The sequence below is a fragment of the Eubacterium oxidoreducens genome, from assembly GCF_900104415.1.
GTDB lineage: Bacteria > Bacillota > Clostridia > Lachnospirales > Lachnospiraceae > Eubacterium_C > Eubacterium_C oxidoreducens.
The window spans coordinates 81,428-103,718 of record NZ_FMXR01000013.1; the positions used below are offsets into that span (position 1 = coordinate 81,428).

The 22,291-nt window shown below is 35.6% G+C and carries 28 protein-coding genes and 1 pseudogene; 24 read left to right on the forward strand and 5 right to left on the reverse strand.

All coding sequences use genetic code 11. The features are described from left to right. Positions 1–65 precede the first annotated feature (65 nt). The gene (locus BLS20_RS09305; protein ID WP_090174103.1) at positions 66–1,064 is read left to right on the forward strand and encodes an alpha/beta hydrolase; all 999 of its coding nucleotides are present in this window, start codon (positions 66–68) and stop codon (positions 1,062–1,064) included. Between the two features lie 123 nt (positions 1,065–1,187). Here BLS20_RS09305 and BLS20_RS09310 read toward each other — a convergent pair whose 3' ends face one another. The 3 genes from BLS20_RS09310 to BLS20_RS09320 are packed head-to-tail and all read right to left on the reverse strand — an operon-like array spanning position 1,188 to position 5,510. Continuing rightward, positions 1,188–3,158 (reverse strand): YhgE/Pip domain-containing protein, encoded by a 1,971-nt coding sequence (locus BLS20_RS09310; protein WP_090174104.1) that lies wholly within the window; start codon positions 3,156–3,158, stop codon positions 1,188–1,190. 14 nt (positions 3,159–3,172) lie between these two features. Next, complete coding sequence (locus BLS20_RS09315; RefSeq protein WP_090174105.1) at positions 3,173–5,215, reverse strand: efflux RND transporter permease subunit; 2,043 nt, start codon at positions 5,213–5,215, stop codon at positions 3,173–3,175. Beyond that, positions 5,187–5,510: a hypothetical protein gene (locus BLS20_RS09320; protein ID WP_090174106.1), complete on the reverse strand. Its 324-nt coding sequence runs from the start codon at positions 5,508–5,510 to the stop codon at positions 5,187–5,189. Before BLS20_RS09320 ends, BLS20_RS09315 begins: the two co-directional genes overlap by 29 nt. Before the next feature lie 210 nt (positions 5,511–5,720). On the opposite strand from BLS20_RS09320, the gene BLS20_RS09325 reads away from it, so the two are divergent. From BLS20_RS09325 to BLS20_RS09355, 9 genes are all read left to right on the forward strand, one after another. Beyond that, a complete protein-coding gene (locus tag BLS20_RS09325) occupies positions 5,721–6,317 on the forward strand; it encodes a TetR/AcrR family transcriptional regulator C-terminal domain-containing protein (protein WP_090174107.1) in 597 nt (198 codons plus the stop codon). Positions 6,318–6,703: 386 nt separating this feature from the next. After that, complete coding sequence (locus tag BLS20_RS13825; protein WP_207645159.1) at positions 6,704–6,850, forward strand: hypothetical protein; 147 nt, start codon at positions 6,704–6,706, stop codon at positions 6,848–6,850. Beyond that, entirely contained in the window at positions 6,847–7,080 is a 234-nt protein-coding gene (locus BLS20_RS13830) for a P-loop NTPase family protein (RefSeq protein WP_207645160.1), read from the forward strand. The genes BLS20_RS13825 and BLS20_RS13830 overlap by 4 nt, the downstream gene beginning before the upstream one ends. Before the next feature lie 176 nt (positions 7,081–7,256). Next, positions 7,257–8,624 carry an MATE family efflux transporter gene (locus BLS20_RS09335; RefSeq protein WP_090174108.1) on the forward strand — a complete coding sequence of 456 codons (1,368 nt, stop codon included), beginning with the start codon at positions 7,257–7,259 and terminating at the stop codon, positions 8,622–8,624. 3 nt (positions 8,625–8,627) lie between these two features. After that, on the forward strand, positions 8,628–9,059 hold the full coding sequence (locus BLS20_RS09340; RefSeq protein WP_090174109.1) for a MarR family winged helix-turn-helix transcriptional regulator: 432 nt from the start codon (positions 8,628–8,630) through the stop codon (positions 9,057–9,059). 338 nt (positions 9,060–9,397) lie between these two features. Next, complete coding sequence (locus BLS20_RS09345; protein WP_176762357.1) at positions 9,398–10,174, forward strand: MBL fold metallo-hydrolase; 777 nt, start codon at positions 9,398–9,400, stop codon at positions 10,172–10,174. A gap of 35 nt (positions 10,175–10,209) precedes the next feature. Next, positions 10,210–10,668 carry a hypothetical protein gene (locus tag BLS20_RS09350; protein ID WP_090174111.1) on the forward strand — a complete coding sequence of 153 codons (459 nt, stop codon included), beginning with the start codon at positions 10,210–10,212 and terminating at the stop codon, positions 10,666–10,668. A gap of 126 nt (positions 10,669–10,794) precedes the next feature. Beyond that, entirely contained in the window at positions 10,795–10,950 is a 156-nt protein-coding gene (locus BLS20_RS13765; protein WP_176762358.1) for a hypothetical protein, read from the forward strand. A gap of 127 nt (positions 10,951–11,077) precedes the next feature. Next, positions 11,078–11,914, forward strand: a complete 837-nt coding sequence (locus BLS20_RS09355; protein ID WP_090174112.1) for a YitT family protein — start codon at positions 11,078–11,080, stop codon at positions 11,912–11,914. Between the two features lie 220 nt (positions 11,915–12,134). On the opposite strand, the gene BLS20_RS13945 is transcribed toward BLS20_RS09355, so the two are convergent. Both BLS20_RS13945 and BLS20_RS13950 read right to left on the reverse strand, forming a co-directional pair. Continuing rightward, entirely contained in the window at positions 12,135–12,674 is a 540-nt protein-coding gene (locus BLS20_RS13945) for an IS110 family RNA-guided transposase (protein ID WP_278286164.1), read from the reverse strand. Between the two features lie 3 nt (positions 12,675–12,677). Further along, on the reverse strand, positions 12,678–12,845 hold the full coding sequence (locus tag BLS20_RS13950) for a hypothetical protein (RefSeq protein WP_242870567.1): 168 nt from the start codon (positions 12,843–12,845) through the stop codon (positions 12,678–12,680). A 79-nt stretch (positions 12,846–12,924) separates the two neighbouring features. On the opposite strand from BLS20_RS13950, the pseudogene BLS20_RS09365 reads away from it, so the two are divergent. The 14 genes and pseudogenes from BLS20_RS09365 to BLS20_RS09435 all read left to right on the forward strand — a co-directional run. Further along, positions 12,925–13,155, forward strand: a pseudogene (locus BLS20_RS09365) (GyrI-like domain-containing protein); the annotation flags it as partial. A 287-nt stretch (positions 13,156–13,442) separates the two neighbouring features. After that, positions 13,443–13,748, forward strand: coding sequence for a type II toxin-antitoxin system RelB/DinJ family antitoxin (locus BLS20_RS09370; RefSeq protein WP_090174114.1), 306 nt, complete (start codon positions 13,443–13,445; stop codon positions 13,746–13,748). Next, positions 13,748–14,077 carry a type II toxin-antitoxin system RelE/ParE family toxin gene (locus BLS20_RS09375; RefSeq protein WP_090174115.1) on the forward strand — a complete coding sequence of 110 codons (330 nt, stop codon included), beginning with the start codon at positions 13,748–13,750 and terminating at the stop codon, positions 14,075–14,077. The genes BLS20_RS09370 and BLS20_RS09375 overlap by 1 nt, the downstream gene beginning before the upstream one ends. Positions 14,078–14,695: 618 nt before the next feature. Further along, a complete protein-coding gene (locus tag BLS20_RS09380) occupies positions 14,696–14,899 on the forward strand; it encodes a helix-turn-helix domain-containing protein (protein WP_090174116.1) in 204 nt (67 codons plus the stop codon). Between the two features lie 114 nt (positions 14,900–15,013). Further along, the gene (locus BLS20_RS09390; protein WP_341443215.1) at positions 15,014–15,643 is read left to right on the forward strand and encodes a flavodoxin family protein; all 630 of its coding nucleotides are present in this window, start codon (positions 15,014–15,016) and stop codon (positions 15,641–15,643) included. A gap of 131 nt (positions 15,644–15,774) precedes the next feature. Then, complete coding sequence (locus BLS20_RS09395) at positions 15,775–15,945, forward strand: hypothetical protein (RefSeq protein WP_242870568.1); 171 nt, start codon at positions 15,775–15,777, stop codon at positions 15,943–15,945. Between the two features lie 26 nt (positions 15,946–15,971). After that, on the forward strand, positions 15,972–16,442 hold the full coding sequence (locus BLS20_RS09400; protein WP_090174117.1) for a pyridoxamine 5'-phosphate oxidase family protein: 471 nt from the start codon (positions 15,972–15,974) through the stop codon (positions 16,440–16,442). A 184-nt stretch (positions 16,443–16,626) separates the two neighbouring features. After that, positions 16,627–19,515, forward strand: coding sequence for an HsdM family class I SAM-dependent methyltransferase (locus tag BLS20_RS09405; RefSeq protein ID WP_090174118.1), 2,889 nt, complete (start codon positions 16,627–16,629; stop codon positions 19,513–19,515). Next, positions 19,512–20,162 carry a hypothetical protein gene (locus BLS20_RS09410; protein WP_090174119.1) on the forward strand — a complete coding sequence of 217 codons (651 nt, stop codon included), beginning with the start codon at positions 19,512–19,514 and terminating at the stop codon, positions 20,160–20,162. The genes BLS20_RS09405 and BLS20_RS09410 overlap by 4 nt, the downstream gene beginning before the upstream one ends. 21 nt (positions 20,163–20,183) lie before the next feature. After that, positions 20,184–20,612, forward strand: a complete 429-nt coding sequence (locus BLS20_RS09415) for a sodium:calcium antiporter (RefSeq protein ID WP_090174120.1) — start codon at positions 20,184–20,186, stop codon at positions 20,610–20,612. Positions 20,613–21,165: 553 nt separating this feature from the next. Next, entirely contained in the window at positions 21,166–21,321 is a 156-nt protein-coding gene (locus tag BLS20_RS13770) for a hypothetical protein (protein WP_176762359.1), read from the forward strand. Between the two features lie 61 nt (positions 21,322–21,382). Continuing rightward, positions 21,383–21,646, forward strand: coding sequence for a type II toxin-antitoxin system Phd/YefM family antitoxin (locus BLS20_RS09425; RefSeq protein ID WP_090174122.1), 264 nt, complete (start codon positions 21,383–21,385; stop codon positions 21,644–21,646). Further along, complete coding sequence (locus BLS20_RS09430) at positions 21,639–21,926, forward strand: type II toxin-antitoxin system RelE/ParE family toxin (protein WP_090174123.1); 288 nt, start codon at positions 21,639–21,641, stop codon at positions 21,924–21,926. Before BLS20_RS09425 ends, BLS20_RS09430 begins: the two co-directional genes overlap by 8 nt. 13 nt (positions 21,927–21,939) lie before the next feature. Beyond that, positions 21,940–22,164 carry a DUF3791 domain-containing protein gene (locus BLS20_RS09435; RefSeq protein ID WP_090174124.1) on the forward strand — a complete coding sequence of 75 codons (225 nt, stop codon included), beginning with the start codon at positions 21,940–21,942 and terminating at the stop codon, positions 22,162–22,164. The last annotated feature ends 127 nt before the right edge of the window (positions 22,165–22,291 follow it).

Below are 22,291 nucleotides of genomic sequence, written 5' to 3' on the forward strand. Positions count from 1 at the left end.
TATAATATCTTAAAACATGGCCAGTGTTTTATCAAGAAAATTTTGTTAAGTGGAGGTAAAAATAAATGTTAAAGACAGAAGAGTTAAATTTAGTTACAGAGTGGGATAAGACATTTCCTAAGAGTGATAAGGTGGACCACAAGAAGGTTACTTTTGTAAATAGATACGGCATAACTCTTGCCGCTGATATGTATATTCCAAAGAGCGCAGAGGATAAGCTTCCAGCAATTGCAGTTTGTGGACCTTTTGGTGCTGTAAAGGAGCAGTGTTCAGGGCTCTATGCACAGATAATGGCGGAGAAAGGTTATTTAACGATTGCATTTGATCCATCCTTTACAGGAGAAAGTGGTGGACAGCCTAGATATATGGCGTCCCCAGATATTAATACAGAAGATTTTATGGCTGCAGTTGACTTTTTAACAGTTCAGGAGAATGTTGATACAGAGAAAATTGGTATTATCGGAATCTGTGGATGGGGCGGAATGGCTCTTAATACAGCAGCTCTTGATATTAGAATCAAGGTAACAATCGTATCTACAATGTATGACATGGCAAGAGTAAATGCAAATGGATATTTTGATTCTGAGAATACTGAGGAACAGAGGTATGAGAAGAAGAAGGCTATGAATGCTCTTAGAACAGAGGAATATATTAAAGGAGAGTATTCTAGAGCCGGTGGATGTTTATCGCTTCCAGTTCCAGAGGATGCACCTTTCTTTGTTAAGGATTACAGTGAATACTATAAGGGAAGATGCTATCACTCAAGAAGTCTTAATTCCAATGAAGGATGGAACAGTCTTGGATGCCAGTCCTTTATGAACCAGCCAATTCTTAAGTATAGTAATGAGATTAGAAGTGCAGTTTTAATTATTCATGGAGATAAGGCTCACAGCTACTACTTTGGTAAGGATGCTTATGAAGCTATAGTTAAGGATAGTAAGTATACTGAAAACAAGGAATTACTTACCATTCCAGGAGCAGTGCATATAGATTTATATGATAACCTTGATGTAATTCCATTTGACAAGATGGAAAAATTTATGAAGGAAAACGGAGTGGGTTAATATGTGTATAAAAGCATTGGTGTATTTCCAATGCTTTTATAGTATGCAAGATATGTAGAGATTGATTTTTCGGTTGACGAATACAAAAGAAGTGGAGGAGTAGTTTTTCCCCCACTTCTTAATTTAAAATCCAAATAATTGAATAAATTTCTGCCATAAGGATTTAGTTTCTGATTGTTCTTTTTTTTCAACCTCTGGTTCTTCTTTTTCAATGGCAGAAGTTTTGATAACAAATTGTACGTTATCAACATTTTTGTTTTTCTCTGAAACAAAGGATTTGGTTTCTGTTTTTTCTCCCTCTATGGAAGAAAGTATTTCATCAATTTTATCCAGTATTTCTGTGTCCATTTTTGAAGTTTCAGAATTTAACTCACTTGTACCATCATTTAACTCTTTTGCACCATCACAAAGAGCTGCGATTCCATCATACAATTCTGACGAACCAGATGAAAGTTTGTCTGAACCGTTTAATAATTCTTTACTTCCAGAAGCTAAAGAAGAAATTCCGCTAACCATTTGATTGTAGCCAGAAACAATCGTAGCGACTCCGTCTGTATATGTATTCAGTCCGTTGTCAAATTCTTTATAATTGGTAACAAGTTGATTGATTCCCGTCGTTAATTCTGACATTTTTGTGACCATGCCACTAAGGCTATCTGCGAGTTCAGATATTGCTGTATCAAATTTATCATATTCATTTTGTAATGTGGCTACTCCATTATATAAGTCATCAACTCCTTGTGAAACGCTGTTTAAATAGCTTTCAGTACCACCTATTGCTACGTTGTTTGCAGATAGTAGCTGTATAATGTTTTCTAAATTTGAAACCTGTTCTCTTAATTGTGTAACTTGACTTTCATATCCTGTCTGATTTTCCAAAGTAGCAATCGTTTGGTTTAATGATTCTATCTGATTAGAACAATTTGTTATGGCTTGTTGATTATTATTTTTCAACGAATCAATATCTAAACCATTTTGTGACATCACTGCTTTATATTGTGCATATCCCAAATTGTTTTTTAAAGATGAGATACCTTCAGACAAATTGCTGATACCACTTTTTATTTTACTGGAAGCAGAAGTAAGTTGCTGAAGCTGGTCTGCTGAAATAGAAACTGCACTTAAATTATTTTGTATTGTTTCTAAAGCAGTTTTTATTTGCGTTGAACTTTTTGTCAAAGTAGATGATTGACCGTTCAAAGTATTAAGTCCTGTCTGCATAGATTTCATTCCGTTTTGAAGTGTTGCAATACCAGAATCCAAATCACTTACTCCACTGTTTAGTGAAGAAATACCTGTATCAAGGGAACTGCTTCCTGTTTTTAAATCTTCTGTTCCATCATAAATTTCTGTTGCACCGTCATTCAATTTTTGCGTTGCTTCCATTAGTTCTTCAACTTTCTCTGTTAATTCTTCATCATCAATTTCAACATTCAAATTCAGTTTTATTCCGTTTATAGATACAGAATCCATTTCAAAATTTTTAACGTCTGCATAAATTGAAGCTTCCAATCCTTTTCCTGGAAGTACTGTATATAGTAACTGTTTATCTGAACCAACATTCGCAACGGTTGCTCCATCTGCCTGTATGTTGCTGCAAATGTCTGTATCTAGTACAAAGGTTGATTGTAAGGCGTAATCGTTAAAGTAAGAACCTTTACAATCGCTATTTTCAGTAATCGAAATCTTTATTTCTAGCGAACCGCTTTTACCTGCGATTTCTTCTGCGGTATATTCTTTATTATCTAAAAAATATTGAATTGAAATATTCCATGGTATTTCTTTTTCTTTTAATGTTCCCTGATAATATACTTTTTCAGCAGAAGACGAGAACGTAATGGTATCGCCCGTTTGATTGATTTCATCCGTTGTAGTCAACATTTTAACGGATGAATAATCACCATAATCTGTAATATTACCACCGCAAAAGAGATTAACGACATTGATATTATCTACTGTACCGTCAGCCTGCGTCATTATATAAATAACTTCTTCTTTAGCAGAAGTGTTTTCCGCAGCAAATGCAGGCACTGATGTACTTGCTGCTATTAAAATAGCAAGAGATAAAGCTATCCCTTTTTTATATGTTTTCATTTTGTAATACCTCCTTATGTTTTTTTGTGTTTTTTCATAATTAGTCCGTCAAAAATATATAACAGAGCTGGAAGAACAAAAAGCACAATGGTAAGAGAACAAAGCGTTCCTTTTCCAAGAAAGAATCCAAGCTGTGAAAGCAATCCATGCGTAGATATGTTTCCAAGTAAAAATCCAATAATTGTAAGAACGCCTCCGGAAGTCAGAATAGAAACCATAACGGAGGAAATCGTTCTAATTACAGCCTGTTTTTTGCTATTTGCTTCTCGTTCTTCTTTATATCTGGCAGAAAATAATATGGCATAGTCTACCGTTGCTCCTAACTGGATAGAACTGATAATCAGGTAAGCAATGTAGAAAATTGCGTTATTCATAAAATATGGAATAGACAAGTTGATCCAAATTGCTGTTTCAATTGCTAATACTAAAATAATCGGCAATGCAATAGACTTTGTTGTTAATAAAAGTACAAGAAACACTGCTGCGATAGCTAGCAGGTTGACTTTTGTCATATCAGAAGTGACCGTATTCATCAAATCATAAGTAGATACTCCTTCTCCTGCAAGGTACCAGTTTCCTTCATAATACTTTTCTGCAATAGCTCGAATATTTTCTACTAATTCAAAAGTTTCATCTCCTTCATAACCCGTTTCAACAGATATTACCATTCGGGTATAATTATCTGAATTTAATTTTGATAGTGTTTCTGAATCAAGATATGATTCTGGTATTTCTGCACCAACTGTATCAACATAAGAGATTATGCTGGTAACTTGAGTTAAATTTTTCAACTCATTGGATAAGTCTTTCTGCGTTGCTGTGCTTTCCTTTGGAACAAGTAGAACATACGTATCATTCTCTCCAAATATAGAATCTATTTTTTGTATGTCTGTACCTAACTTTGTTTTTGTGCCAAATATATGTGATGAACCATAATAAAAATCATTTGAATTAGAGGCTAAATAGCATGGTACTATTAAAATCACAAATACACATAGTATTGGAATCATGACACGAAAGACAACCTTTCCAAAACCTTTGAAAGATGGCATAAAGGAACGGTGAGCAAATTTATCAATAAATTTATAAGTATAAAGAATAAGAACCGGCATGAATACAAATACTGTAATCAGACTTATCAAAATTCCTTTTGCTAAAGCCAAACCTAAATCTGGACCGATTTGAAACCTCATCAGGCAAAGTGCCAGAAATCCGATAACCGTTGTTAAACCACTGGAAAGGATAGAGGTTGTTGACATACAAAGTGCATTTACCATTGCGCTTTTTACATTCTTTTCCTCTTTGCGACATTCTTCAAAGCGGTGGATCAAAAACACAGAATAATCCAAAGAAACAGCTAATTGCAAAATATTTCCTGCCGCATTTGTAACAAAAGAGATTTCACCAAAAATAAGATTACTTCCTGCATTTATGATAATAGCAACCCCTAATCCAACTAAAACAATAAATGGTTCCGCCCATGAAGTTGTTGTCAAAAGAAGAATTGCTAACACAAGAATAATGGCAATCACTGTGATTTTTTTGATTTCATTTACTGTACTAGATGTAGCGACAGCGGTTGAAACTGCACTTCCCATCATAGAATTTTCGTCACCAATTATTTCCCTGATATCTTCTACTGCCTGAATACGTTTATCTTCGTCAATCGTGACTGAAAGTAATGCATTTTCATCTTTGTAGTATGTTTCGACAGTGCTTATATCCATAGTTTCTAATGGCTCTGTAATATCAACAACGTCATCAAGCCACGTAACATCACTAACACCTTCTACTGATTGAATGCTATTTTTATACTTTAAAGCTTCTGGTATTGAAACATTTTCCAACATAACACGGGCATTTGGTATTCCACCATCATATTCTTGTTCCATAACATCAAGTGCAACCGTAGAAGAACTTGTTGATGGAAGATAATCATTCATATCGTAATTTACAGAAATAAATGGTTTTGAAATCAAACAAATGATAAATATTATTGAAAAAAACATCAAAATCAACTTTGGATGATTAACAATATAATTGTAGAATTTTCTCATTTTGCGTCCCCTTTCCAGCTATGTGAAATTCGCCCTGATTTGTATGCATATCAAGTTCGACTGTTTCTTTTTTTATTTTTCCTATCGCTTGATATGGTATGGTTTTTGTCAAAGAGATTATTTGACCCTGTATTTCACAATCACCATTTTTATTTATCTTTCCATAAAATGACGTGGATTGTTTCATCAAATTCATAATTCCTTTTACTTCATCATCTAATATTTTTGCATACATAGAACCATATTTTATTCCAATCAAAGTGTGCATTTGTATTTCATACAATAATTCTGTCATCTTTCGCTCTCCACTGATACGGTATGTATATTTCCCAATTTAATTCTCCTTCGTACGAGGATTAAGTATATTGAAACATAATGTAGAGAACAACGGACAATTGTACTGCCTTTGAGCAAATACGGACAAATGATACTAATTTGATGGTCAATTACAGGTTGTAAATTTGATGGTCAAGTGTATAATAAATAGGCAGGAGGATGATTTTTTATGACACATAATGAAATATCACTACAAACAAAGAAAAAACTGGCTACATCATTGAAAAAATTTATGATGTCTAAAAGTTTGAATAAAATTACGGTTACAGATATTATTAAAGACTGTAGCGTGAACCGAAAAACATTTTATTATCACTTTCAAGATATTTATGATTTACTAAAATGGATTTTAGAACAAGAAGCAGTTGAAGTAGTTAAAAAGTATGATTTAATGGTTGATTACAAAGAAGCTATTTTATTTGTTATAAACTATGTTGAGAATAACGCCCATATTTTAGCCTGTGCTTATGATACTCTAGGCAGAGAAGAAATGAGACGTTTTTTATATCAGGATTTTATAAGTGTCATTGAAACAATCATTGATAATGTGGAAAAGGAATTAGGTCTATGTATTGACAAAGAGTTTAAACATTTTTTATGTAATCTTTATACAGAATCGTTAGCTGGTATTTTAATAGAATGGTTTAAAAATCCACAAAATCAATATAAAGAACAAATTGTAGAATATCTTTCTATTATTTTCCGCTCATCTTTACCAGAAATATTAAAAAATTCACCTAATAAGGCGCGTGCAAATCTCGTATAAGAGAAATGCACGCTTTTCTTATACTACTATGGAAGATTATCTTTTGTGTAATAACCGTCATAATACTTCCAGACGAACTCTGCACCCTCTAAAGAAGCGTTACCCTGTGCGGTTGCTATTGGAAAGCGTGTTGGACATAAGAGTGAGCGGATAACCTATTACTATGCTCATTTATTTCCGGGAGTGCAGAAGGAAATCTCAGAGAGGTTGGACCAAGAAAGAAAAATATAAAGTGTAAACATTTTGCAGGCGTTATTGACTCACGACTCACTCTCGCTCAAATTGTAGTAGGGAGTTGATTGTGAGTTCAATAACAATGAAAGAAGGGAAGAGGTGAGTGATGAAGCTATTGACATAGATGCTATATGAGTATATATCCCAGTTTTATGGAAGATGAGACCGGTTTATATAATTTGAAGTATTTAGCAAGAATTAATAATATTATTACTACTAAAGAAATAGAAGTAATGCTGGATAAATTTAATTTGAGTGATGCAAAAAAATCAAGGTCAAAAAGTACTCGCTTGGGATGAAACAGCGACTAGGACTGGTTCAGGCATTTATGGAAAATCCGGATGTAATATTATTAGATGAACCGTTTAATGCTTTAGATGAAAATAATTTTAAAGTTGCGTTAGAGCAAATGAAAGAAGAAAAGGAAAAAGGAAAGATAATCGTTGTTGCTTCACATTCCCTTAATGATGAGCAGGTCAAATGTTTTGATAGAGTAATAAATATTGAAGAGGGAACAATAAGGCAGTAGAGCAATTTAGGGGATATTAACCGCAATCCCCGGGCTCAGAAGAAGCTTTTGGAGGCAGACGGGATGGAGGGAAAATAATTTTTTAAAATAATAGTTGACAAGTCAACGAAATGAGCATATAGTATTTGTTGACAAGTCAACTAAAAGGAATGATAAAATAATAGAGGAATTAAGAAATGAGTAATGTAAACACAAATCAAAACCCGCTGGCGGTTGAGCCGGTTAATAAATTAATCAGATACTATGCTTTGCCTAGCATCATCTCGCTTCTGGTAGGATCCCTTTACAATATCGTGGATCAGTTTTTTATAGGACAAAAGGTGGGAGAGTTAGGAAATGCGGCGACAAATATCGCCTTTCCATACAGCATGTTTTGCCTGGCAGTTGCACTTTTATTTGGAATTGGTGGAGCCTCTACCTTTAATCTTGCGATGGGTGAAGGAAAATCGAGAGATGCTAAAAAATATATGGGAAATGCCATTAGCTTAAGTCTGATTTTCGGACTGGTCATTTTCGTGATTGCAGAAATCTTTTTGCAGCCATCCCTTAGATTATTTGGGGCATCAGAGGCTATTTTGCCATATGCCACAGAATATACAAGAATCACAGCAATTGGATTCCCGATGGTGATATTCTCAACATCGGCTGCTCACCTTATTCGTGCAGATGCAAGACCACGGGCCAGTATGATCTGCAACCTGGTGGGGGCGATTGTGAATACGATTTTAGATGCAATTTTTGTGTTTGTTTTGGGATGGGGAATGACTGGTGCAGCCATTGCGACAGTACTTGGTCAGTTTGTCGCTGTGCTTATGTCGATTTATTATTTGGCCCATGGCAAGACAATTCAATTAGATAAAGCAAGCCTTATTCCGGAAAGAAAAACTGCAGCAAAAATCATGTCCCTTGGAATCGCACCATCCATTAACCAGATGGCCATGATGATTGTACAGATTGTGATGAACAATTCTCTTAAGTACTATGGAGCAATGTCTGCTTACGGTGCAGAGACTGCGATTGCAGTTGTGGGAATTGCCAGCAAAGTAAATCAGGTATTTATGTCATTTATCATTGGTATGGCCCAGGGACTACAGCCGATTGCCAGTTTTAATTACGGCGCGCGTTCCTATTCAAGAGTAAAGGAGGCCTATTACAAAACGATTACAATAGGTGCTATAATGGCAATTGTTGCATGGGGCATGTTCTTCTTTTTCCCAAATCAGATTATTTCTATTTTTGGAAAAGGATCAAGCCAGATGTACTACGAGTTTGCTGCAAAATATTTTAGAATTTATCTCTTCTTTACAATGGTAAATTTCCTGCAACCGATCACAGCTAATTTCATGACAGCCCTTGGAAAGGCAAAGATTGGTGGATTCTTGTCACTGGCAAGACAGATTATTTTCCTTCTTCCATTGCTTGTTATTTTCCCAATCTTTTGGGGAATCAATGGTTTGATGTTGGCAGGGCCAATTGCAGATTTCGCTGCAGCAGTAGTTTCAGCATTATTCGTAGTAAGAGAATTTAGGCGAATGGAGGTTTAATTTGTGGCTGAAGATATAAAGATTCTGAGAGATGTTTCAATACTAATGAGAAGGCACCAGGGAAATCTCACCAGAAAACTGGCAAAATACAATTTGTCGGCGGGGGAGCAGCCTATATTTATGGCAATCTGCGCCAACCCCGGGATTTCTCAGGATAAAATTGCAGAGGTAAGTTTTGTTGATAAGGGATTTGTGACAAGGGTTATAAAATCCTTAGAGGGCAACGGATTTATCTCCCGCCAAAAGGATGAAACCGATCGGAGAATCAATCGGGTTTTTCCTACAGAAGATGGATTAAAAACATATCAATTAGTCAAGAAAGAATTAAAGCATATCAACGATGTGGTAGCGGAGGAGTTCTCCCCGGAGGAACTGATGAGGCTGGAGAGCGACCTTAAAAGATTGGAGGCACTGGTAAATTCGAAGGGCCTGTAGATGATACAGTTATAGGGCACGAGGAGAATCGGGTGGCTTTATAGATCGCTGGAGTTGTCGAAATTTGTGAGGGATTATTAGAAATCAGAATTATATAAAACCAGGGTATAGCGAAGTGCTAAGTCCTGGTTTTTTATTGTTTTCCAAAATGGAATATAAGGAGGAGACACGGAATTGAAAAGAAAAAAGTCAAATTCTATAATCAAAGTACAAAAAAAGGAGATAAATGCTTAAAGAGCGCGGAGAAGGAGGTTTTTGTGAGAAATATTTATGAAAAAAAACAGGTCGCGGAAAATGTTTATATGATAACAGAATGCACTGAGGCTGGGGGGCCCGGTGTGAACATGTTTCTTGTTGTGGGGAAGAATAGGGCGCTGCTATTTGATTCCGGATTTGGTGTTGTAGATACATTAAAAAAAGAAATTGAAACAATCACTGATATGCCAATCACATGTGTAGTTGGACATGGGCATCCGGATCACGTGGGAGGTGCGCCACTGTTTGATGATGTGTACATGAATCGAAAAGATGAAATGCTTTTGCCGGTATCACTTTCGTATGAACGTAGAATGGAAGATGTGTTTGGCCGAGGTGAGGTGGATTCAGAATTATTCGAATACGCAAAGGAACATATAGTAGATCCCGGAGGAAAAACTTTCAAGTGGAAACATATCGGGATGGGAGAGATCATTGAATTGGATGATGATATTTTTGAAGTGTTTGAAATACCCGGACACACACAGGGATCCATTGCTTTATTAAACAGAAAAAAAGATTATGCTTTAATCAGTGATGCAGTTGGCGTAAGAACAGCTCTTGTCAATTTGCCGCAAGAAAAACGTGTTGGCATGGAATTGTATCGGGATGGATTAGAGAACTTTTTAAGAAATACAACAGAAAAAACAGTTTTTTGGTATGGACATTCCAGGGAACCACTTCCTTATTCTGTGGCAACGGATATGCTAAAGGCTTTAAATGAAGTGCTTGAAGGGCAGTTGGAAAACGATAAGGAAAGCAACTCGCCGTTTGCAAAAAGGAAAGCTGCACAAGGAAAGAAAATGATGGAACACAAGTCGGGACAGGTTACATTGGTGTATGACGCTAATTTGCTATAATTTATTATTATGACAAAAGGAGAAAACATAAGAATATGAGACATCCAATTTACGATGGAGAAAGTGAAAATAAAAAGATCATGAAGACATATCAAAAAATGTCGCTATTATTGTTTGTACTGATTCTTACTTTGGCTGTTGTAATAGGATTATCAAAGCATTCCGTTAATATCATATCGGTGACAGAAGCAAATGAACTTGTTTTTTCTCCTGAAAATGATGAAGAACTGAGTATATATATTCCGGGAATTACACAAATTCAATTGTTAGATGAATTCGATTATCAATCTACTGAAGAAATTGAGGGAGACGGCTATATATACGGAAATGCATATAGTGAGAACTATGGTGATGTGAAATATTATCTTTATCCATCATCAAAAAAGTATATTCTGATTCGTTATGATGAGGGATATGTTGTTTTTAATTATTTAAATACGAAAAATACAGAGGGTTTCTTTACAGGACTGTGTGAGTTGGCGGATGAGGAATAATATATGAACGAACAGGAAGTAAAAAGAAGTAAACAATATCCTACACTATATGCATGTAAAGGATGGAAAGAAAACTCTTAATTCAATACTGGGCTATTAATAATTAGAATAGAAAGGTGTTGGATTATGAATATTGATTGGGTAGTGGTAGTATGCACGATAGCAGTAGTTGCTATGGGCATTTTAGCATTTTGTCTTGAGTATGGGATTGGAGTAGAAAAAGATAAGAAAGATGAAACACAAAAAATAGAAGATGATTCTTCAATGGTTAGTAAGAAATAAGATTTTGTATACGGCGTAGCACAATTATGCTACGCTGTACTTGGATATAGGAAGCATTATATGCCGATAATTTTACCAATAATTAGTAATAAGAGGAGATTGGTGGCAACTGTGAAAAGGAGGGCGGATGAATAGGGGAATGAAACGAATCATATCATATCTGATGATAATCATAGGTGCACTTGTAGCAAGCTTTTCTGTTATTTGTATTTTGATTCCGAATGATGCAATTGATTATGGCACCGCAGGAATAGCGATTATTATCAGCAAGCTATCGGGATGGAATCTGTCGATATGTGTGGCAATCGTTTTTTTGCCATTCTGGCTAATGGGAATAAAGATTCTTGGTAAAGATTTTGGAATACGTGCTTTAATAGGATTGGTCAGTTATTCTCTTGGACTTTATTTTTTCGAGAGAGTTCCATTCGAATTAAATACAGAACATTTTTTGGCAGTTGCTTTTGGTGGAGCTATTCTTGGCGCAGGTCTTGCATTAATATTAAAGTTTGGCGGTTGTATTGATGGATCAGAGATTTTTGCTAATATAATAATTTCTGAGATGACAAAACGTACTGGGAAAAATTATGGGATGACATCTATCCTACTGATTTTTAATGCATGCGTGTATATGGCAGTCTTTTTATTGATAAATACAAATGCTGCATTAATGAGTCTTTTGGTATATGTTGTAGCTACATTCGTGATTGATAATGTTACAGATCATTTTGAGGCAATAAAACAAGTGACTATTATTACAAAGAATCCGGAGAATATCGTAGAAGAGATTAAAACGGAATTAAATAAAACATGTACAATTATGGACTCGTATGGTGTTATTGCTGGCGAAAACAAGACCTTAATTTGCTACATTAATTATTTTGAATTACAGAAGATGAAAGAAATAATAGCAAGAAATAAAGGTTCGTTTTGCACAGTGTCAACGATTGATGAGATTCTTAGATGATCTCTAGGTGGATGAGGGTAGTCTATTTTCTTTTGGGTTTACGGCGTGGCATAGTTGTGCTACGCTGTGTTTATATAAAGTCCAGCGGTGATATGTCAAGAGTAAATTGAAACTATTTTTGAACTGCTTTCATACCATTTGCCGGAAAATGGGTAACCTTAATAAGCCCTGCGAAATCTGCTTTTTTTGAAGCAGGGTATTCATCAGCAGGAATAGTTATCTATTCCGCTGCTCGATATAGGCGATTGTCTTTCAGCAGTCGAAAGACTAACCGCACAAATTTACGGGCAGTTAATGCGAGTGCACGTTTGTGTTGATGCCTGTTCACTTCTTTATACTTGAAGTGATAGAAGTTGCTGTACTCCGTGTCGCATCTCACGAGGGACAAGGCACCTTCACACAGGTAATATTTTAGGAATCGGTTTCCGGATTTTATGAGCTTTGTGTTTTCAGCTTCAAAGTCACCGGATTGATTCTGAGTCCAGGCAAGACCAGCATATTTACCGAGCTGTGCCTGAGACGGGAAACGGTTGATATCTCCAATCTCTGCGATAATACCTGCGGAGTATACCGGACCAATACCGGGAATGGAGGTCAATACGTTTGGAAGGAGTTCCATCTGGGCTTTTATAGCCTTGTCAAACTCCTTGATTTGAGCATCCAATGCCGTTATTGAGGTTATGGATATAGAAAGCACCTGATTAACGGAGTCATTTACCGTCTTGGGTAAGCGGTAAGAGCTCCTGGCAGCTTTCTGGATGGCTTAGGCTACGGCATCCGGATCAGGGAAGCGGTTCTTTCCTTTTTCCATAATGAAGTCCGTAAGTTCTTGTAAGTCCATCGAAGCTAAGGCTTCTGCGGATTCAAACTCTTCGTAGACAGCCAAGGCGGTAGTGCTGAAGGTATCGCTAAATACCTTCTCCTGCGTCATCGTGGAATACTTCTTGAACAGGACATTGATGAATCGCTGTTTTTCCTTAACGAGGTTCTGGACGGCGAAGAAGCTGGATGTGCATGAAATCAAGGAACATACATGGGCTGTATTTCCGTGCCTGGGTGCAATGCCGCTTCCTCTTCAGGAAGTTAACCGTAAAATCTTTTCCGAGTGGCTTCCAGCAAGCAATTATGAGATTGCTGAAGGATATAATATCGAGTATTACAGCAATCCGGAAGATTTTGAAAAGGGTATGCAGGATTCAAACTACTATGCAGAAGTTTGGATTCCGGTAAAAGAGAAATAAGTATTTTTGAAGATAACAAGAGTTCGTTGGAGAGTCGTTTAACAGCGGCTCTCTTTTCGTGTCTTTATGAAGATACACCTAAAAAATCAGAGGACCCGAACTGGATTAAATCATTTCCTTGATTGATAGGGATGGTTATAGTTCATATAAGGAATAGACAGATTCAGAATGGATAAAATAAAGCATAAAAGGTACATTTATGTTGTAACTGATGCATGTAAGGCGTAAATAATGCATTGACAAGTAACAACAATGTCGTTACAATATAAGTGAATGGAGGTGCTGTCATGGAAAAATCAGCAACATTGAATTTGAGAGTGAATCCTGCATTGAAACGGGATGCAGAATCAGTATTAGGACGATTGGGCATTCCGATGTCCACAGCGGTGGATATGTTCCTTAATCAAATCGTATTAGTAGGTGGAATTCCATTTTCTGTTACACTTCCTAATGCGCCGGAAGGTATAGACACAACAAGAATGACGGATGAACAGATTCATGCAAGAATACAAAGAGGTTATGAATCATATAAGGCTGGAAGAACACAGAATGCAGCTGCCGCATTTGAAAAATTCAGGGAGAGTCATAGTTGATGGAAAAGTATGTTGTTGACATTACAGATGAAGCTCTCGCGGATATGGAAGCTCTTTATCAGCATATCGTAGTAAAACTAAAGGCACCGGAGAATGCGATGGGGCAGTACAATCGTATTGCGGATGCAATACTGACATTAGATTCTTTTCCGGATAGGTTTGGTTTGTTTGAATGCGAACCGGAGCATTCTATGGGAGTACATAAAATGGTGGTTGATAACTATATCGTATGTTACGTTATTGATCCGGGTGTAGTAACAGTGACCGATGTGCTGTATGGTGCATCTGATCTGCATAAAAGATTGCAAGATAGACATACGGAAGCATAAGTCAGTGGTTGCAATTTGGTTGCAAAAACTTTTAGAAAAAGCAAAATTACGTAGAATGAGTGGAATTTCACCACAATATCTAGACACGATAGTACGATATAGAGTCTATATAAAGTATCGTGACTAGAGATGGAGTAGACCCGCTGTCATAGGGCAAAGCAGATTATCCTCCCAGAGGTAAACTGTCTTATCCTGAAAGAATAAAATAAAACAATAGTAACAGACCTTGAAAAGGACCAACGAGACCCCTTTCCAAGGTCTGTTCTTTTGTTTATTAATCCTTGTAGTATAAGGCGTTGATGGGATTTATTACTCTTATTTGAGTATCTTTTACAGATAACCATTAATAAGTATTATGGGTACTCTTTATCTATGGGTGGAGGATAAGCTGCTTTGCCCTTGGGAGGATAAAGTAATGTGCCCAGGGATACCAAGTGGTTTGCAAGTGCATAGAAAACCAGTAATATCAAGGGCTGAGAGCATTTGCTCCCAGCTCTTTTTTGTAATGATTCTAATAGTGATTCTAAATTGATTCTATAAATAGCTTTCTTGAACCACACATTGCGTGCATAGGATGGATGCGATATAATCAAGAAAACGCAATGCGAGGAGGATGAAATGGATATTGCAAAGGTGATTAAAGAATTACGTGAGGGTGTGAAAATGAATCGAAAAGAATTCTCAGAGCACACTGGGATTCCAATTAGGACACTTGAGGATTGGGAAGCAGGACGACGCACCCCTCCGGAGTATATACCGAGACTTATTGCGTATCAGCTGAAATATGAGGAATTGGTGGGGAATAAAGATGTTACGACTTGAAAAAGTAAATGGAGCAAACGTTTGGGATATTTTGAAACTGTCCGTGAACGATGAACAAAAAGATTTTGTGGCAAGCCCATTCATTTTTGGGGGAGATGTTAAATAATGAGAACAGTGATTATTCATGGACAAATCCATAAGGGGTCTACATATCATATCGCACAAAGTTTAGCTGAGAAAATAGGTGGAGAAATAACAGAATTTTACTTGCCAAAGGATTTCGGAGAATTCTGTGTTGGATGTGTAACATGTTTTATTGATGGAGAGGAGAAGTACCCTCACTATGCAAAACTTCAATACATTACTGAAACAATAGACAAGTCGAATGTTATTATATTGGCCAGCCCTGTCTATGTATTTCACGCTACAGGGGCGATGAAGGCGTTTCTGGATTATTATGGATATCGTTGGATGAATCATAGACCGGAAGAAAGTATGTTTGCAAAACAGGGAGTGTGCATAAGCACTGCGGCAGGAGCAGGCATGAAATCTGCAAATAAAGATATGGCGGATAGTCTGTTTTTTGGGGGCATTGCAAGGATGTATAAATATGGAAAAGGTGTAGCAGCAGTTGACTGGAGAGGGGTGAACGAAAGGAACAAGCAGTCCATAGATAAAGCAACAACTGTACTTGCGAGAAAAATAGTAAAAAGAAATGGCAAAGCAAAACCGGGAATTAAGACAAAAGGATTCTTCTTTATAATGCATTTAATGCAAAAAATGGATTTAATAAAAGAGATGTAGACTATTGGAAATAAAAAGGCTGGTGTGGGAAGAAAAGACCATGGAAATGAGAGGAGCATAATTGGGGATATCAGGATTCGCTGACGGATGAAATGCTTTGTGTAAAACTGGAGATCTGCAGATATACAAGAATGGAATTGATTTTAAGACAATTTAGGCATCTCTCTTTTCATGCAGGTGTTTTGAATGGACAGACTATAATGGAAAAGGGTGAATTCCCTATGTGGGTGTCTAAAACAGCCAAGTATGTTGATGATGGCATTTTCTTTGGAAGATATAGAAAAGGTAAGGTTCAACTTTAATACGAAAAAGCAAGGGGGATTCAAGTATGACTTTAGAAGAGATAAGCAAACTGATTAACGATTCTATGTTTGCAAATATCGGTTTCATTGATGCGGACGGTAATCCCGGAATCAGAAAAGTGTTCTGTACATGGCATAAAGGCGTGGGAACGCATCTGATTTCCACGAACACATCCTCCATGCATGTTCAGGCGCTCTTGAAAAATCCATCTGCAAGCTTTTATTTTGATAATAGCAAGACTTTTGAGAGGATTTGCTTTACGGGAAAAGTGAAGGTTCATTTTGACAAGGAATATAAAATGATGTGTTGGAAAGATGGAGATGAACAGTATTATCCGCAGGGCGTGGAGGATGAAGACTATTGTATCATTGAATTCCAGGCAGAGTCCGGCAGATTTTACAGATATGATGGAATAGGAAATGTAACGAAGGAAGAAATGGAAGAGTTTGATCGGAGTGCGGAATTTGTTGATTACTATGACAGTTTGAATTCTTGAGTCAAAGTTTCAAACCATGTAAATATATATTTTGCAAGATATATGTGTTATAATATATTAGGAGTATTGGGGCATAAAGCAGGGATATTTGTTGAATAAATAAGAGCGCCTTATAGTACACAATATTTGGTAGATTAATGATACGAATATAAACACATTCCAAAGATTTCAAGGAGGCGGATAAATGAGGACTATCGAAACTGTCATTCAGAGATTAGGATATGATAAATCAGAAAAACTATTCTATTTATCTGAAATTGATAAGTGCACCGATTTGTCATGGCATGATAGAAGGGTTTTGCGTGAATTGGCTCCGTATGCTACTTATGTTGTAGATGGTAGTGTGCTTACAGTTTTTTTTGATGATTTGAACAATAGGGAGGGTGTAGATCTTCATGGAAAGATATGGAATGCACAGATACCGGTTGTGATTTCTGATGAAGGTAACTTTATAAAAATTTATAATGGAAAAAGCATGGACTTAAGTGTTGATAAAAAAATCAGACTGAGAGATATTGTTTCATACGACTTGAGCCAATGTGACGACAAAACCGAATTTTCGTATTGGAATGTGACTAATAGTTTGTCACTAGACCATTACGAAAAAAGTATGGGGACAAAGAATTTAAACGATTTTTTGATTGACAATCTTAGATTCATTACTAAAAGGTTGAAGGATGAATATAATATTTCCTTTTCAAACAAGTTAATGTTAAGGGTACTGTTTATCCGTTATTTGATTGATCGTGGTGTTAATATCGGATATATGGGACTTGACGATAATGTAAAAAAGTCGCAGGAAACATTTCTAAACATTATTCAAGATAAAGATGAATTTTTGAAATTAGTCAAATATTTGAAAGGAAGATTTAATGGAAATCTGTTTGAAATAGATGAACAGAAAGAAAAGAATGAAATAACGCAAGAATCTCTTGCTGTGTTACATGATTTTTTGACGGCTAGAGAAGAAATGAAAACAGGACAGTTGTGCCTGTTTCCTTTTTATGATTTTAATATTATTCCAATCGAATTGATAAGTAATATTTATGAGATATTGTTAGGTAAAGAAAAGCAGAACAAAGATAAGGCTTTTTATACGCCAGAATATTTAGTAGATTATATTGTGGATCGGACTGTGGGAAAGTATCTTATTAAGGAAAATGGGTGTAAAGTATTAGATCCTTCCTGTGGATCGGGCATTTTTTTGGTTAAATCGCTTCAAAAAATATTAGAACGTAATGCAGAAACGAATGGTTTTTTGCAAGATAAAGATAAAATTAATACATTAATTAAAGAGAATATATATGGTGTAGATTATAATGAGGAAGCTGTAGATGTTACTGTTTTTTCTCTTTATGTCACGCTGTTTGATTATCAAGATCCCAAAAGCTTAGAAGATTTTAGATTGCCTTTATTAAAGAATGAGAATATTCTCTGTGGAGATTTTTTTGATGAAGAAAAAATGAAACCAATTGAAAAAATAGACTTTAAATTTATTTTGGGAAATCCGCCATGGGGAATCGTTAATCAGCAGAATTATAAGAAGTATTGTGATGATAGAAATGTTATTGCTCAAGACAGAGAAATCAGTGTTGCATTTTTGTTGAAGGTTCAGGAGATTGGGAATCCAAATACAGAATGTAGTTTGGTAATTCCATCAAAAATATTGTATAAGGGAAAGAGTCCTTCGGTAGCCCTGAGAAAAAGATTATTGACTGATACGCAATTAGAACAAGTGTTGGAAATTTCAGCTGTAAGAAAACAGATTTTTAAAGGTGCTGTGGCTCCGGCAGCAGTGCTTTCGTTTCTATGCAAAAAATGTGCACTGAACCATAAAGTGGAATATATAAGTCTGAAGCCCAATAAATATTTGAAGTTATTTGGTGTAATAATGATAGAATCGGATGACATCAAGTATGTGAAACAGACATTATTTTTGGAAAACGATGATTTGTGGAAGATACTGGTTTATGGTGGTTATTGGGATTTCGAAATACTTAACAGTATTCGTGAAAAGTTTAGAACTATTAAGGATATTGCATCGGAACATAATTTGATAATGAAAAAAGGGCTCCAGGATAATGATGGTGATAAAAAAGACTCATCTCATTTGGTTGGAAGAAAAATTTTGGATTCGGATGGGGCGGTTGATCATTTCTTCTTTAATGATAATGCATATTCAATTTTTAACAAAAATAAAATACATCGCCCTAGAACACCTGAGATATATAACGGACCTTATGTTCTTTTTAAAAAAGGATTAGATTGCTCAAATTATTCTATAAGGGCAGTGTATACGGAAAAAGATTTCCTTTATAGAGAGACGATAAACTGCATAAAAGGTAAAAAAACAGATAAAAAGATTTTGTTAAATTTATGTGGTTTACTTAATTCTACGCTATTTTCTTATTTCAATTTAATGCTGGGATCTTCGGCGGGAATAGAAAGAGAACAAGTGTTCTTGGAAGAGTTAGCCTATTATCCATATGCGTATAGTGATGAGCTTGTTGAATTAGTTCAGAAAATTCAACAAGAAGATTGTAATGAAAATAGCAATGAATTACAGGACAAATTAAACAAATCTGTTATGAAGATGTACGATTTACAAGATAATTATTTTGTTGATTATGTTTTATCGGTTCAAATCCCGCTACTTTGTGGAACCTATCGAGAGACGAAATGTGATGTGAAAATGATTAAAGAGTATACATCAATATTATCTAGGATGTGGGATGAACATTTTGGGGAAAGCGATGTGCATTATTCGATAACTATTTACCCAGATATAAAAGGTAAGTTTGCAGCAGTACAGGTGAAACTTTCTTTTGAAAATCAGATGGAGGATATTTGTGTTGTTGATAATGTAGATGAAGATGTTAGCATGCTTACCAACTTTATGATTTATCAATTAAATGATAGTTTTTATCAAACGAAAAATATTGTAGAGTTTTCGGAAGATTCATTTGTGATTGTAAAACCTATAGAGGCTAAGAATTGGCATCCCGCAATGGCTATTAAAGATAGTCATAAGGTTTTAAATGCAGTACTTCTAGGAAAGGAGGACTGCATATGAGTGGCATGTTAAGCAGAAGCATTTTGAGGGCATTATATCGTGCAAATTTCGAGAAAATTATAACCTATATTCTCGATATATGTGACTTGATTGTAGAAGATTACGAAAAAAAGCAGTTAAAGTTACCAAATGATGAAAATAAAATAAGAAGTATTATGCTCGAAGAATATATGAATAAGTATAAGGATGTTCATGGCATGTCAGGGTATAAATTCGAACCTGAAGTGCCAGAGAATTATGTTGGAGGTGGACAACATATAGGAAGAGTTGATATTCGTATTTTGTTAAAGAGCGATTTTGAAAAAGATGATGCATACTACATTGTAGAATGTAAGAGAATTGATGGGTCATCTGACTTGAATAAAAAGTACGTGAAGGAGGGTGTGGCAAGATTTGTTACAGAAAAATATTCTTCGTATTATGGAAGAAATATAATGCTTGCATTTGTAGTAAAAAAGATTGATATTTCCGCTAATGCTAAGTTGATCGAAGGAATACAAAATGCTGATTCCAATGAACATATGTATGGTGATTTTGAACTAGTAAATAGTGGAAGAGTGACAGAAAATTATAAGTGCTTGTATCAGATACAGTCAGGAAAGGTAGAATTGAGACATATATTTTCGGATTATTCAAGTATCATCTAGTGATTATTATAACTTATTTCAATGATTGCATTACTTTGCAAGATTATGTTGATTATAGGCGGGGGTCAGGCTGTTGTATATGCTGCAAAGGCAATTGCGAGAACCTTTGGAATGACTGAGGCTTTAATTGGACTTACGATAGTTGCGGTAGGAACATCACTCCCTGAATTGGTTACATCTATTGTTGCAGCTAAAAAAGGTGAGACTGGAATGGCTGTCGGAAATGTTGTTGGATCAAACATCTTTAATATGATGTTTATTCTGGGGCTTTCCTCATTGATTCATCCAATTGATGTAAATATGGCATCATTGTGGGATTTGATAATACTGGTCATAGTAAGTGTAATTGTATATGTTTTTTCCGGTACAAAAAGAAACATAGGAAAACGAGAAGGGGCGATTATGCTCTTGATATACTTGGCTGACATGGTATTTGCTATTCTACGATAAAAGGAGAGATGATGAGCTTATACAATTATATTTCAGATTATCTTTCAGGACTAAGGCGTATAACAGAGCATAGTCAAAATATAGCAGAGTCATTGATCTAGATTGTTAATTATGCTTATTAGAGGAAAAACGATGAAAAAATACGCTTTATTTTTATTGTGTTCCTTTTAATCATTGTGGGTGTGTCTTATAGCTATGAAATAGGGAGAACTCCGGATTCTTCATTTGATAAAAGAGAAGATAGTACGCAAAGAATCATCTCTGTAGCAAGTATAAACATTGATATGCAGGATGAACCTATACGAGTTGGCCAGGAATTAGAACTGGAATCTCACCAAGTGAGCCCTTTATTAATGTTCTTTGTGAACGCCGTGTTTTGGATGTTGAAGTTTCTACCGATAGTAATGTTTTGGCTGTTTTATCAAGATGTGGTTCATGATGATTACATTACGTTTAGGCGTAGGATTCTAAACTACATGCACGCAAAGGATGGAAGGAAAAATCATAATACAATATCAGGCTATTAATAATTTGAATAGAAAGGCGCTGTATTATGAATATAGATTGGGTAGTAATAATATGTACGGTAGCAGTAGTTGCTATGGGCGTTTTAGCATTTTGTTTTGAGTATGGAATCGGGGCAAAAAAAGATGATAAAGACGAAATGCAAGAAAAACAAGATGATTCTTCAATGACAGATACGAAATAAAACTCTGTTTACGGTGTAGCATAATTATGCTACACTGTATTTGTATAAAGGAGGTGTTTTTATGCCAACAATTATGCCTATTAGAGACATGAGAAATACAAGTGCTCTTTCAGAACTTGCGCATAAAAAACAGGAACCTATTTTTATAACAAAGAATGGTTATAGTGATTTGGTTGTTATGAGTGCAGAGTACTTTGAGCGATTTGCTAGAGAAAATCGTATTGACCAGGCGATTTTTGAGGCAGAACAGGAATTTGCAGAAACAGGAGAAGCTGTTGATGCCGAAGTGGCTTTTTCGGAATTGGAGAAAAAGTATTTTGGATAAGTATCAAGTTAAATTGATGAAAAGAGCATATAGAGATATTGAAGATATATATGCTTATATTGCACATGAAAAGCTAGCTCCTGAAAATGCAAAAGGACAGGTTAGCCGAATTAGAAAAGCAATTCTTGGATTAGCTGAACTTCTGCAGTCGCATCAGGATAGGCTAGTTGGAAGATACGCAGGAAAAGGATACAAGCAGCTTGTTATAGATAACTACATTGCTATTTTCAGAATTAATGAAAACAGAAAGGTTGTATATGTAGTAACCGTTCAGTATTAAGGAGGGCTTCAGTATGAGTATGAGAGAAAAAGAAGTACTTGATATGCAGTTAGTTCTAATACCAATTTTGGCTGATGCCTGGAAGAAAACGTATTCAGAGTTATCAGATATTTTTAAGAAATATGACGTATTAAGCTATATTGATGTTTGTTATGAGAATTATAATTCAACAGGCAATCAGGGGATCATTGATGATCTTAAAGATTATATAGAAATGCAGGGATGTAGAGTTAATTGAAGCCGTTATATCATGGGACAATCTACGAGTTTGATGAGATCGATGTTTCGGCCGAAAAATCTGCCCAAACAGTATTACTTCAGAACGCAGGAGGCAGTAAAGACCTTAAGTTTTGATAGGATAAAAA

Excerpts from the sequence above, each read along its gene's own strand:
- BLS20_RS09305 (WP_090174103.1), top strand. The coding sequence starts at position 66 with ATGTTAAAGACAGAAGAGTTAAATTTAGTTACAGAGTGGGATAAGACA.
- BLS20_RS09310 (WP_090174104.1), bottom strand. The coding sequence starts at position 3,158 with ATGAAAACATATAAAAAAGGGATAGCTTTATCTCTTGCTATTTTAATA.
- BLS20_RS09315 (WP_090174105.1), bottom strand. The coding sequence starts at position 5,215 with ATGAGAAAATTCTACAATTATATTGTTAATCATCCAAAGTTGATTTTG.
- BLS20_RS09320 (WP_090174106.1), bottom strand. The coding sequence starts at position 5,510 with ATGACAGAATTATTGTATGAAATACAAATGCACACTTTGATTGGAATA.
- BLS20_RS09325 (WP_090174107.1), top strand. The coding sequence starts at position 5,721 with ATGACACATAATGAAATATCACTACAAACAAAGAAAAAACTGGCTACA.
- BLS20_RS13825 (WP_207645159.1), top strand. The coding sequence starts at position 6,704 with ATGGAAGATGAGACCGGTTTATATAATTTGAAGTATTTAGCAAGAATT.
- BLS20_RS13830 (WP_207645160.1), top strand. The coding sequence starts at position 6,847 with ATGAAACAGCGACTAGGACTGGTTCAGGCATTTATGGAAAATCCGGAT.
- BLS20_RS09335 (WP_090174108.1), top strand. The coding sequence starts at position 7,257 with ATGAGTAATGTAAACACAAATCAAAACCCGCTGGCGGTTGAGCCGGTT.
- BLS20_RS09350 (WP_090174111.1), top strand. The coding sequence starts at position 10,210 with ATGAGACATCCAATTTACGATGGAGAAAGTGAAAATAAAAAGATCATG.
- BLS20_RS13765 (WP_176762358.1), top strand. The coding sequence starts at position 10,795 with ATGAATATTGATTGGGTAGTGGTAGTATGCACGATAGCAGTAGTTGCT.
- BLS20_RS09355 (WP_090174112.1), top strand. The coding sequence starts at position 11,078 with ATGAATAGGGGAATGAAACGAATCATATCATATCTGATGATAATCATA.
- BLS20_RS13950 (WP_242870567.1), bottom strand. The coding sequence starts at position 12,845 with ATGACGCAGGAGAAGGTATTTAGCGATACCTTCAGCACTACCGCCTTG.
- BLS20_RS09370 (WP_090174114.1), top strand. The coding sequence starts at position 13,443 with ATGGAAAAATCAGCAACATTGAATTTGAGAGTGAATCCTGCATTGAAA.
- BLS20_RS09375 (WP_090174115.1), top strand. The coding sequence starts at position 13,748 with ATGGAAAAGTATGTTGTTGACATTACAGATGAAGCTCTCGCGGATATG.
- BLS20_RS09380 (WP_090174116.1), top strand. The coding sequence starts at position 14,696 with ATGGATATTGCAAAGGTGATTAAAGAATTACGTGAGGGTGTGAAAATG.
- BLS20_RS09395 (WP_242870568.1), top strand. The coding sequence starts at position 15,775 with ATGGAATTGATTTTAAGACAATTTAGGCATCTCTCTTTTCATGCAGGT.
- BLS20_RS09400 (WP_090174117.1), top strand. The coding sequence starts at position 15,972 with ATGACTTTAGAAGAGATAAGCAAACTGATTAACGATTCTATGTTTGCA.
- BLS20_RS09405 (WP_090174118.1), top strand. The coding sequence starts at position 16,627 with ATGAGGACTATCGAAACTGTCATTCAGAGATTAGGATATGATAAATCA.
- BLS20_RS09410 (WP_090174119.1), top strand. The coding sequence starts at position 19,512 with ATGAGTGGCATGTTAAGCAGAAGCATTTTGAGGGCATTATATCGTGCA.
- BLS20_RS09415 (WP_090174120.1), top strand. The coding sequence starts at position 20,184 with ATGATTGCATTACTTTGCAAGATTATGTTGATTATAGGCGGGGGTCAG.
- BLS20_RS13770 (WP_176762359.1), top strand. The coding sequence starts at position 21,166 with ATGAATATAGATTGGGTAGTAATAATATGTACGGTAGCAGTAGTTGCT.
- BLS20_RS09425 (WP_090174122.1), top strand. The coding sequence starts at position 21,383 with ATGCCAACAATTATGCCTATTAGAGACATGAGAAATACAAGTGCTCTT.
- BLS20_RS09435 (WP_090174124.1), top strand. The coding sequence starts at position 21,940 with ATGAGTATGAGAGAAAAAGAAGTACTTGATATGCAGTTAGTTCTAATA.